Below are 12,126 nucleotides of genomic sequence, written 5' to 3'. Positions count from 1 at the left end.
AAAACGCTTTCAATGGAAAAACAGAAAGTCATCATCTCTGACGATATAGTGGCTGAACTGTCTAACGCTATAAAAGCCTGTCAACACGACAGGCTTTTTGTGCTTTGCGACACCACCACACAACAGCTCTGTCTGCCTCTCGTCAACAGCATCGACGAAGTGGCAAAGGCACAGGTGATAGCCATCGGACCGACCGACTCCAACAAAACGCTCGACACCGTGGCACAAGTATGGCAACAATTAGGCGAAGGAGGCGGCACACGCCATTCGCTCGTCATAAACATCGGCGGAGGAATGGTCACCGACCTCGGCGGTTTTGCCGCGTCAACATTCAAGAGAGGTGTGAAATTTATCAACATCCCCACCACCCTACTCTCTATGGTTGACGCCTCGGTGGGAGGAAAAACGGGATTTAACTTCAACGGATTGAAAAACGAAATCGGTGTCTTCAATAATGCCGACTACGTCATCCTCGACACCGTATTCCTGAAGACCATGGATGAAGAAAACCTCTGTTCGGGCTACGCCGAGATGCTCAAACACGGACTTATCAGCAACGACACGCTATGGAGCGAACTCATCAATTTCGACATCCATCAGCCCGACCTCGACCAGCTGAGACGCATGGTTGCCGACTCAGTGGCGGTAAAAGAACGCATCGTACTGGCCGACCCGCTCGAACATGGCATACGCAAGGCTCTCAACTGCGGACATACCGTAGGACACGCCTTCGAGTCGTTTGCACTGAAACGCAAACCCATACTGCACGGACACGCCGTGGCTTACGGCATAGTATGCGAACTGTATCTCGCCGCTCGCAAGACGGGATTCCCTACCGATAAGATGCATGCCACTGTGAGATACATAAAACAACACTACGGCACGATGCACATCACATGTGACGACTATCCCGAGCTACTCGAACTGATGACCCACGACAAGAAAAACACGGCGGGCATCATCAACTTCACACTGCTCGGCAACGTAGGCGACATTCGCATCAACCAAACTGCCACAAAAGAGGAAATAGCCGAAGCACTCGACTTCTACCGGGAGGCCTAACCTACCATTATTTCCTTTCTTCCCATACTTGCGAATCAGCGTTAAATATCCAACTGCACACCGACGTTAAAGTCAAAGATGCCGTTAAACTTGCCGCCTGTGGCACCCGACCACGACACACCTTCGAAGAACTCGCTCGTGATGCCTTCGTAGGCTGTGTCGGCGTATATCGACCAGCGACGGTCGATACGGTATGTTGCGCCAATGCCCGCTCCCACCACCGGCGACAACGAGTCGATCGACCTGTTCTTGCCCAGACCCATACGTCCAAAGCAGTACATGTCCCAACGCTCACGTTCGCAATAGCCTGTGAGCAGATGCTTGACACTGAGCATCATGTCGAAATATGCCATGACGCAACCGCCGCCGTCGTAGTTGCTCACATGCTTCTCCTCGTCGTAAGGCAGCCATTCGAGCTTCTTGTTTTCGAAGAGGAAATTCTCCAAGTTGAGCTTTCCCCTGCAACCAATCTCGGGCGAGAACCATTTTCCCAAAGCCACGTCAAGACCCGTAGTCACGCCCTTGGGAAACACGTCGCTGAAGTTTTTCTCGCATGGGTTATACAGTGTCATGTCGGCACCGAACTGCAAGAACCAGTTCTTCCAGAAGCTTTTGTCGCTAAGTGAGTTTTTCGCCACATCGTCCTTCAGCTTGTGTTTCTCGCCCCCAATGTTATATGTCAAGCCCACATCGATGGTAAAATACATATTACTGCCCGAGCCTGTTCCAGTGGCAGTGGAAGGATCCATCGTGAAACCGCTCGAAATGCCGTTGTATGCTACGTCAGCATAGACGCCCCACGTGTCTGACAGCCGGAAGGCATTCGTCCATCCTAAACCTATCAGCGGCGAACCCTTGTTGACACCGAAGTTATATACGCCGCCGCCACGCAAAAACACTCCCGTGTTCCACATTCTGTCGGCCTTATATCCGCTGACGATGTTATGAAGGTCGAACACGATGTCGCCCTGCACGCTCAGGAATCCTCCCTTGCGGTGATTCTCGCCAGGTTGGTCGAACGGGGCAAGCCAGTTGGCACGCGAGTCGATGATGCCATTGCCCCAGCTCGCCTTTACCCTCAGTCCCATCTCGTGGGTAAAATGCTTACCAATGGCCACATCCACACCCACCGACGAGCCATTTTGTATCATCTCGCTGAAGGGATGGCCATAAGGCTTTTGCAAAGTCCAGTCGGCGCCGAACTGCAGAAACCAGCCGTCGTCAACAGGCACGGCTCTTTGCCTCACCTCGACGCTATCGCTTTGCGCGTCAACATGCAGCAACGCCATCATACCCAATATAAAAAATAAAATTCTTTTCATCTCTGCAATTCGTAATTTATCTCCTTTTCGTAAATATTTGTCCTACCTAAATTCCGCCTAACTCCTATTCATTTTTCAGCTGCGAAGTTACTACTTTTTTTTCAAATATGCAAGCAATTCTCTATTTTTTTTCGTTAAAAAACGTATAGTGGGTTTTTGCGTAAATTGGTGAGAAAACCAAGTTTTAATCAAAAAAAAACAGTTAAACAGTTAAACAGTTATTTTTTAGGTCATCACCCTTTTTCCTCATTTTTTATTTATATTATATATATATATAAATATATATATATAATATAAGTATTTTTTTGAAAAATAGGGGTACTTTAAAATAAAACTGTTTAACTGTTTAACTGTTTAAGTGTATGTTCTTGGTTTAAACAGTTAAACACTTAAACAGTATGATTTCAGACTATGAAATATTTCTCTACCTAAAGAGATTTTTCTGGGTAGTTGGAGAAATTAGAACACGGTAGATTATTAAAAATATATTTAGGGAAAAAATCATAATATAAGGCACTTATTTTTGCGAAATATTTTTACTACCTTTATATAAAAAGCTGTGTCTCACCCGCCCCGAAACGCCTACACATTGCAGTGCTGCCGTCCCCCAAAAAGAGAAAGGGCGCATGTGTCCAGCACTTGTTCTTGCTTCATCTTTTGTGAGTTTACTCTTATAGATGTCCCTGACCTTACAGCGACCATCGATGGTATCAACTTGTCAATTTGTCAACTTATCTACTTCTCAACTCGTCAACTTGTCAACTTACAAAAAATTAATACTCAATGTATGGAGCTATTCTCTTCAGGTCTCTTTCGGTGAAATCGCTGCATGTGGCAAGGACATTGATGTCGGTGATCTTGCCATACAGGCGGCGATAGTCGGTGATAGCCTTCGCCTGATAATAGTTGATATAGGGATGCTTACGCAGTTCGGCAAGCGAGGCACTGTTGACGTTGAGTTTACGCGGCGTCGCCTTTCCGAGTTTGATATAAGGCAGTGCGTCGGCAGGAAAGTCTTCTATCTCCATGAGCTGATCTACGCTGACATATCCGCCAAGACGCTCGCCATACCTCACTATGCTTCGTGCATACCATCTGCCGATGCCCGGCACACGCATCAGTGCCGTGGTGTCGGCGCCATTGAGCGAGACGTGCTCTCCTGGCGACAGTTTTCTGTTGCGTGGGCTGACACTCGACGGCGCGGTGCCATATATTTTGTCAGTAGCAGCGGAAGTCGTCTTAGAGGAAGAGGAAGCGATGGCTTTCTCTTGTTGCCATGCGTCGGAAGTCGTCTGACGCGCTGGAGAGTTTCGACTGACGTATTCAGCTGCTGTCATAGAGTATTCAGGAGCGATGCGGATATACGGCAGCAGTTGTTTGTATTTGTGCGCCGATAGGCCGTAGAGACGGGCGAAGTCTTGCGGACGGCGATAAACGCCTCCTGCCGCACGGTATCGGTAGATATTCCTCACCTGCCACGGCTGCAAGCCAAGAGCGAGGAGCTGCGTGCTGTCGGCAGTGTTAGGGTCGAAGTGCGAGAGTTTAACCGACGGTTGCTGAGCGGCATAGTAATGCCGTTGCTTTCCATCGCCGTCCCTATCGGTCATGCTGTCATCAGCAGCCGAGCCATTTCTTCCAGCCATGCTTCCCTCAGCAGCCGAGCCTCTTCTTCCAGCAGTATTTTCCGCAGCAGCCGTACCATCGTCTCCAGCCGTGATGTCTGCACGGTTTGCGAGATAGAGCAGCGCGGCGCATGTCGTCACGAAGATGACGAGAAGCGAGGCGACGACTTTGATGTCGTTCTTGTTGATGGAAAATTTCTCGTCTTTAATCACGTTATTATTCTTTTAAATTTATGAAGTGAATAGCTGCTGCAACCCGCTTCTTTATTTCTTTGCGCCCTTAGCTCCTCACTTCTCCCGGACTGATGCCATACTCGTCTTTGAAGCACTTGGTGAAATATGACGGGGCGCTGAAACCGGTGTCGTAGGCTATCTCGGAGATGGAGCTATCGGTGGTTTCAAGCAGTTGGCGACCGCGGGCAAGGCGCGACTTGCGCAGCAGTTCGACGGGAGTCATGCCGGTGAGCTGCTTCACCTTGCGGTAGAGCTGCACTCGGCTCATGCCCATCTCTTCGCCAATGCGCTCCACATTGAAGTCGGCGTCGTGAAGGTTTTGCTGGAGGATTGAGCGGAAACGCTCAAGGAACGGGCTCTCGGCTTTGGGTGTGTCGGCAGGAACAACCACGTCTTTCGTCACTTCCTCGTTGACTATGAGTTTCTGCAGATAGAATCGGTAAGCTATGACGGCAAGTGTCATGATGATGATGAGCACGATGACAAACGCCACGATCACCTTCTGCTGGAAGTTGACCTGCGAGAAATAATCGTCGAGCTTACCCTTCACCACTTCGAGGTCGTCGCTCACTCGCTGCTGCTCGATGTTTTGCGAGAGAAGGATATCGACGTTGTTGCGGTCAACGATGGTCGAGGTGAGGATATTTTCCTTGTCGTACTTATTGCCGTCGAGGATGTTGGTGGCGAGTTTCATCAGCTGCAGGCCGCGCGTGGGATAGATGCAGGTGGCTTCCATCAGTCCTTTCTGTACCAGTTCCATACCGCCGCCCGGCGTAGGCAGCGCGTCGATACCGAAATATTTTATGCCTTTCTTCCCGTGTGCCTCAGCCACGCCGCGCGCTCCCATGGCAAGGCGGTCGTTGTGGCCATACACGGCGGCGATCTCGCCGTCGTATGTGCGGAGAATCTCGTTCATGGCTTTCTCGCCGCTCTTGGCTGTCCAGTCTGCACCGCCTTCAGACGAGATCACCCTGATGTCGGGATAGTCGGCCATGGCTTCCACAAATCCGCGATGGCGTCCTACCGATGGCGACGAGGCTTGGAGTCCTTGTATCTCCACCACCACGCCCTTGCCACCGATGCAGCGTGCTATGTAATGTCCGAGCATCTTTCCGAGCTGAATGTTGTCGGTGCCCATGAAGGCGGTGTATTTGTCGCCGTTGGTTTTACGGTCGAAGAGCACCACAGGAATGCCTTTGTCGTATGCCTTGCTGACGATGTCGGTGAGGTTGACGGCTGAGTTGGGCGAGACGATGAGCAAGTCAACCTTCTCGTCGATGAAGTGGCTGATTTGCTTTATCTGCTGTTCGTCGCTGTCGTCGGCCGAGGTTATCTCGAGCTGTATGCGTGTGTCGGCATACTGGCTGAGGCGCAACTCGTTGTTCTGCTTGAAGCGCCACGAGTCCTCGGAGCATTGCGACACTCCGATACGGTATTTCATCGGTTGTTCGCCACACGAGAGGCACAACACCGCTATTATCGCCAACAAGGGCAAAAAGAGAAAAGAATGTTTCATTTCATAAAAAAAGATAGTTATCGGCGCAAAATTACATATTTTTTTTCTATCCACCAAATTTTTCCACCTTATTTATATATTAAAGCATTAAATATTGTCTCATGCAGCATTAACATACAAAGCAATGATACATTTAACACTTGAAATGTTACATTTCTGCATGTTTATGATACATATCATCTTTCATGTCTGAAATAAATGTCGTAACTTTGCGGCCAATTAATTCATTTACCTCAAAATATTGTATGAGAAAAACCTTATTAACACTGCTGACTATCACCTCAGTCGCCGTGGGGGCACAGAACCCCATCATACGCGACCAGTACACTGCCGACCCAACGGCACGCGTCTTCAACGGACGCATGTATCTCTATCCCTCACACGACATAGTGAGCCCTGTGGAACCCGAGAAAAAATGGTTCTCGATGGAAGACTATCACGTGTTCTCGTCAGACAACCTCACCGACTGGACCGACCACGGCGTCATCGTGACACAAAACAAAGTGCCGTGGGTGCAGCGCGACTCCTACGCCATGTGGGCGCCCGACTGCGTGGAGAAAGACGGACGCTACTATTTCTATTTCCCTGCCGCACCGCGAGGAAAAGAGCGTAAGGGCTTCGGCGTGGGCGTGGCCGTGGCACAGCATCCCGAAGGTCCGTTCATGCCTATGTGGCGGCCTATTGAAGGACTTCACGGCATCGACCCTTGTGTGCTCATCGACCCGAAAGACGGCAAGGCATATATCTATTGGGCTGGCATGGGAATGTGGATGGCCCGACTCAAAGACAACATGATGGAGCTCGACTCCGAGCCACAGCAAGTACAAAAGCTGCCCGAGGGTTTCAAGGAAGGCCCGTTTGTCTTCTCGCATGGCGGCAAATACTACTACACGTTCCCTTGGGTGCGCGACTCCACTGAGACTCTCGCCTACGCCATGGGCGACTCGCCGATGGGACCGTTTGAGTTCAAGGGCGTCATCATGGACGAATCGCCAGTGGCCTGCTGGACCAATCACCACTCCATAGTGGAATACTGCGGACAGTGGTATCTCTTCTATCACCACAACGACTATTCTCCGAATTTCGACAAGCTGCGCTCAGCTCGTTGCGACCGCCTTTACTTCAATGCCGACGGCACCATACAGAAGGTGACGCCGACGCTGAGAGGTGTGGGCGTGAGCCAGGCACGCAGCCGCCTGCAGATAGACCGCTACAGCCGCATCGCTGGCGGAGCCGACATCGCCTTCCTCGACACCACCAACTATTTCCTCGGATGGAAGACCGTCTTCCCGAAGCGTGGCGCCGCCGTGGAATACGACGACGTGGATTTCGGCACCGAGGCAGTGAAGGAGGCCGTCGTGCGTGTCAACACTACGCGCCCTGCCACCATAAGGCTCTCAGCGCAGCTCGCCGGAGCAACCAAACAGTCGTGGACCGCCGACCTGAAGATTCCCGCCACACGCGGATGGCAGGTGGTGCGCCTCAAGCTCAAAAACGCTCCCATGGGCATCAACAATATCAAGTCCGAACTCATTAAAGGAACGAACGTGGAAATAGACTACATAGGATTCGACATGCTGCCATGGGAACAAGGCGCATTCGTCACAGGACAATACCGCAACCTCTTCGCCGAGATGGGATATGCACAGGCTGACATCGACGCCAAACTGCAATCGGCGTTCGACGGTCTCTTCTTCGGGCCCAACAAAGTGTATTTCGAGGTGGGCGACGACATGGCTTACATCTCTGACATCAAAAACCACGACGTGCGCACCGAGGGCATGTCTTACGGCATGATGATCGCCGTGCAGTGGGACAAGAAAGACATCTTCGACCGCCTCTGGCGCTGGGCAAAACGCTACATGCAACACCAGCAAGGACCGCGCAAGGGCTACTTCCGGTGGAGCTGCAAGACCGACGGCACGCCAAACTCACAAGGTGCTGCATCTGACGGCGAGCTGTATTTCGTCACCTCGCTCATCTTCGCCTCTAACCTCTGGGGCAACGACACGGGCATCAACTATCTCGCCGAGGCACAGAACATTCTCGACTGTTCGATGCAGAAGACAGGAATGACTGACGTGGCGCCGCTCATCAATATCGAGCACAAACTCATCACCTTCACTCCCGATCCTCACGGCGGACAGTTTACCGACCCTTCGTATCATATTCCCGCCTTCTACGAGGTGTGGGCTAAGTATGCCGACGACGGGCGTAGCCAGTTCTGGCGCGACTGTGCCAAGGCCTCGCGCGAATATCTGCACAAGAGCATTCATCCCGTCACCGGTCTCAATCCCGACTACAACAACTACGACGGCTCGCTAATGCGCCGCGGCGGAGTGCTCGGCGACGCCTTCCGATACGACTCGTGGCGAGTGCCTATGAATATCGCCCTCGACTACAGCTGGTCGTGTGCCGACCGCCAGTGGCAGCAGCAGTATGCCAACCGCATACAGGCGTTCCTCTATTCACAAGGCATCGACTCGTTTGTGGATCAGTATAACATCGACGGTTCACAACCTGCCGACATCCTCGAAGCGGGCGGATACAAGAAACTGCGCCACTCCGTAGGTTTTGTCGCCACCTCTGCAGCGGCATCGCTCGCCGCCACCGACGTTAAGGCTCATGAGTTTATCGACCGCCTGTGGAACTCGCGCCACGAGCCCTACGAGGACGGATATTTCGACGCTTACTACGATGGTCTCGTCCGTCTCTTCGCCATGATGCATCTCAGCGGACGTTATCGAGTCATTGAGAAGAAGTGATAATTTCAGTTGAAGAGTTGATTGCGCATCCCACGCCGAAAAACAGTCTTTACTTTATATAAGACCGCAACCCGATTTATGGCATCGGAAAATTATGATTACGGATTCATCTGATTGAACTGAAAAAAGAGAATCAGAAAAATCAGAAAATCCGTAATCAATAATAATATAGCAAATCGCTGTATAGACACCAATTCCACCAAATTAGCTAAATATTGTTATAATTTTGCGGAATAAGCACCTCTTTATTCCGCCAAATCGATTCTTTTTTGTACCTTAGTGGCGGAATTAAATCATTTATCAGACTTATGGCGAAACCATAATAACGGTATCACCTGATGATCTGCTTAATAAACGACACTAATAAATATCGTGCATTCTCTATCAAATATGTTACATTGTATCATTTTTGCGATGGAATGCACGATTTTTTAATGTCTCGGTTGTGAAATCGCCGTACTTTTGCGGCAAAATTTCACATTAACAACTAAAAACATTCAGAAATGAAACATTTAAAACGTATGATTGCAAGCGCGCTCATGCTCATGGTGACAGCCATAATGTACGCGCAAACGATTGAAGCTACGGGTACGGTGGTTGACCAAACAGGAGAAGCCATCATCGGAGCTACAGTCATGGAGAAAGGTACCTCGAATGGTGCCATCACTGATTTCGACGGAAACTTCAAAATCAGTTTAAAGAAAGGTGCAACGCTCGTTGTGAGCTACATCGGCTTCAACAACCAGGAGCTTCCCGCCGCACAGGGAATGAAAATCACACTAAAGGAAGATGCACAGAGTCTTCAGGAGGTTGTGGTGACTGGTTACACCACACAGCGCAAGGCTGACCTTACCGGTGCCGTATCGGTGGTGAGCGTTGACGAGCTGCAGAAGCAAAACGAGAACAACCCCATCAAGGCTCTTCAAGGTCGTGTCCCTGGCATGAATATCTCTGCAGACGGTACTCCCTCAGGTGCTGCCACTGTGCGCATACGTGGTATTGGTACTCTTAACAACAACGACCCTCTTTATATTATTGACGGAGTGCCGACAAAGTCGGGTATGCATGAGCTTAACGGCAACGACATCGAGTCAATACAGGTATTGAAGGATGCCGCATCAGCAAGCATCTACGGTTCGCGTGCCGCTAACGGTGTTATTATCATCACCACCAAGAAGGGCAAGGACGGCAAGGTAAAGGTTGACTTCGACGCAAGCATAGCGGCCTCGTTCTACGCCAACAAGTTGGAAGTATTAAATGCCGAGCAATGGGGACAGGCTTATTGGCAAGCCAACGTCAACGACGGACTAAATCCAAACAACAACAATCTTGGCTACCACTTCGACTGGGGATATGACGCACAGGGCAATCCGCAATTATACAATGTTACAATGCAGAAATATCTCGATGACGGAAACACTGTTCCTTCCGCCGACACCGATTGGGTTAAGGAGACAACACGCACTGGTGTTATCCAAAACTACAATGTAAGCGTAAGCAATGGTAACGAGAAAGGCTCAAGCTATCTTTCGCTCGGATATTACAAGAACCTTGGTATCATCAAGCACTCTGACTTTGAACGTCTCTCGGCACGTCTCAACACTGATTACAAGTTGATAGGTAATGTACTGACCATCGGCGAGCACTTTACTCTGAACCGCACTTCTGAGGTGAGTGCGCCAGGAGGATTTCTTGAGAATGTCTTGCAGTTCAACCCATCCTTCCCGGTATATAACACAAAGGGTGAATACGCCAACCTCACCGGTGGATATGCTGACCGTGAGAATCCTCTGGGACGCTTGGAGCGCAACAAGGACAACCGCTACACCTATTGGCGTGCCTTCGGCGATGTATATCTTAACCTTGCACTCTTCAAGGGCTTCAACCTCCGCACTACTGCCGGCATCGATTATTCGCAGAAGCAGCAGCGCATATTCACCATGCCAATATCAAACGGCAACGTGGCTAACCCTGAGAATGCCGTCGAGGCTAAGCAGGAACACTGGATGAAATGGATGTGGAACGCCGTGGCAACATATAACATGGAAATAGGCAAGCACCGTGCCGACTATATGCTCGGTGTGGAGGTCAATCGTCAGGATGACGTATGGTTCTCAGGCAAGCGTTATGATTACGAAACTCTCAATACCGACTATATGTGGCCTGATGCAGGAACAGGAGTCGAGAAAGCATACGGTTCAGGCAGTGGTTACTCGCTTGTCTCTTTCTTTGGAAAGGCAAACTACACCTACGCTGACAAATATCTTGCATCGGTGACAATACGACGTGACGGTTCTAGCCGTTTCGGTAAAAATAACAAATACGGTACATTCCCTTCTGTCAGTTTGGGATGGCGTGTGACACAAGAGAATTTCATGAAGGATACAAGTTCATGGCTCTACGACCTTAAACTCCGTGCTTCATGGGGTCAGACCGGTAACCAGGAAATATCCAACACTGCCCGTTACACGCTTTACCAGGCAGTCTATGGTGACTCAAACTTCGGTGGCAATAGCTTTGGTACATCCTACGACATCGCAGGCACCAATGGAGGACAAATTCTTCAGTCGGGATTCAAGCGAGTACAGATTGGCAACGACGACATTAAGTGGGAAACGACAACACAGACCAACATCGGTGTAGATTTCTCGTTCTTCAACAACACCCTTTATGGTAGTTTCGACTACTATCACAAGAATACTAAGGACATACTTCTCTATATGGCAGGAATAGCTGCTATGGGCGAGGGTTGTTCAATGTGGATTAATGCAGGTGAGATGAAGAATAACGGAGTAGAGCTAAACCTTGGCTACCGCAACAGCATAGGCGATTTCAGTTACGACATAACCGCCAACCTCGGAACCTATCGCAATGAGATAACCAAACTGCCCGAGACGGTGGCTGCCAATGGCGATTTCGGAGGTAATGGTGTGAAGAGTGTCATTGGTCACCCTATGGGAGCACAGGTGGGATATGTATTCGATGGTATCTTCAAGAGTCAAGAAGAGGTGGATAACCATGCCACTCAACCTGGTGCCGGAGTGGGCAGAATGCGCTTTAAGGACCTCAACGGCGACGGAATGATAACAGAGGCCGACCAGGATTGGATTTACTCTCCAGTGCCAGACTTCAGTTATGGTTTCAATATCTATCTTCAATATAAGAACTGGGACTTGACAATGTTCTGGCAGGGAGTGCAGGGAGTTGATGTCATCTCCGACCTGAAAAAGGAAACCGACCTGTGGGCAGGTGTCAATGTTGCAAACCTTAACAAGGGACAGCGTCTGCTCGACGCATGGTCGCCTACAAACCCCGATTCAACAATCCCCGCCTTGTCAACATATAACAACAACAACGAGACACGCGTGTCAAGTTATTATGTTGAGAACGGCTCGTTCCTCAAGCTGCGCAACATACAGATTGGATACAACGTGCCCAAGGCTATTACTAACAAACTCTATATGGAACGCCTGAGATTCTATCTGTCTGCACAAAACCTTCTCACGGTCAAGAGCAGCAGCTTCACAGGAGTAGATCCTGAGAACGCAAATTTCGGCTATCCAATACCAGTGAATATGACATTTGGTCTAAACGTAACATTTTAA

The 12,126-nt window shown here is 49.9% G+C and carries 6 protein-coding genes; 3 read left to right on the top strand and 3 right to left on the bottom strand.

The features are described 5' to 3' along the window. Positions 1 to 12 precede the first annotated feature (12 nt). Positions 13 to 1,062, top strand: a complete 1,050-nt coding sequence (gene aroB, locus CIK99_RS06995; RefSeq protein WP_094380819.1) for a 3-dehydroquinate synthase — start codon at positions 13 to 15, stop codon at positions 1,060 to 1,062. Positions 1,063 to 1,103: 41 nt separating this feature from the next. On the opposite strand, the gene CIK99_RS06990 is transcribed toward aroB, so the two are convergent. The 3 genes from CIK99_RS06990 to CIK99_RS06980 form a co-directional block, all read right to left on the bottom strand. After that, a complete protein-coding gene (locus tag CIK99_RS06990) occupies positions 1,104 to 2,384 on the bottom strand; it encodes a hypothetical protein (protein ID WP_144007927.1) in 1,281 nt (426 codons plus the stop codon). 773 nt (positions 2,385 to 3,157) lie between these two features. Continuing rightward, a complete protein-coding gene (locus CIK99_RS06985; RefSeq protein WP_094380817.1) occupies positions 3,158 to 4,219 on the bottom strand; it encodes a helix-hairpin-helix domain-containing protein in 1,062 nt (353 codons plus the stop codon). 67 nt (positions 4,220 to 4,286) lie between these two features. Next, the gene (locus CIK99_RS06980; protein WP_094380816.1) at positions 4,287 to 5,756 is read right to left on the bottom strand and encodes a substrate-binding domain-containing protein; all 1,470 of its coding nucleotides are present in this window, start codon (positions 5,754 to 5,756) and stop codon (positions 4,287 to 4,289) included. 245 nt (positions 5,757 to 6,001) lie between these two features. Between CIK99_RS06980 and CIK99_RS06975 the strand changes: the two genes are divergently transcribed. Both CIK99_RS06975 and CIK99_RS06970 read left to right on the top strand, forming a co-directional pair. Then, complete coding sequence (locus CIK99_RS06975; RefSeq protein ID WP_094380815.1) at positions 6,002 to 8,521, top strand: glycosyl hydrolase family 8; 2,520 nt, start codon at positions 6,002 to 6,004, stop codon at positions 8,519 to 8,521. Positions 8,522 to 9,024: 503 nt separating this feature from the next. Beyond that, entirely contained in the window at positions 9,025 to 12,126 is a 3,102-nt protein-coding gene (locus CIK99_RS06970) for a TonB-dependent receptor (RefSeq protein ID WP_094380814.1), read from the top strand.

The organism is Prevotella sp. P5-92, assembly GCF_002251245.1.
In the GTDB taxonomy this organism is placed as follows: domain Bacteria; phylum Bacteroidota; class Bacteroidia; order Bacteroidales; family Bacteroidaceae; genus Prevotella.
This window is presented reverse-complemented; position numbering and strand designations above follow the sequence as displayed.

Excerpts from the sequence above, each read along its gene's own strand:
- CIK99_RS06980 (WP_094380816.1), bottom strand. The coding sequence starts at position 5,756 with ATGAAACATTCTTTTCTCTTTTTGCCCTTGTTGGCGATAATAGCGGTG.
- CIK99_RS06990 (WP_144007927.1), bottom strand. The coding sequence starts at position 2,384 with ATGAAAAGAATTTTATTTTTTATATTGGGTATGATGGCGTTGCTGCAT.
- CIK99_RS06970 (WP_094380814.1), top strand. The coding sequence starts at position 9,025 with ATGAAACATTTAAAACGTATGATTGCAAGCGCGCTCATGCTCATGGTG.
- CIK99_RS06975 (WP_094380815.1), top strand. The coding sequence starts at position 6,002 with ATGAGAAAAACCTTATTAACACTGCTGACTATCACCTCAGTCGCCGTG.
- aroB (WP_094380819.1), top strand. The coding sequence starts at position 13 with ATGGAAAAACAGAAAGTCATCATCTCTGACGATATAGTGGCTGAACTG.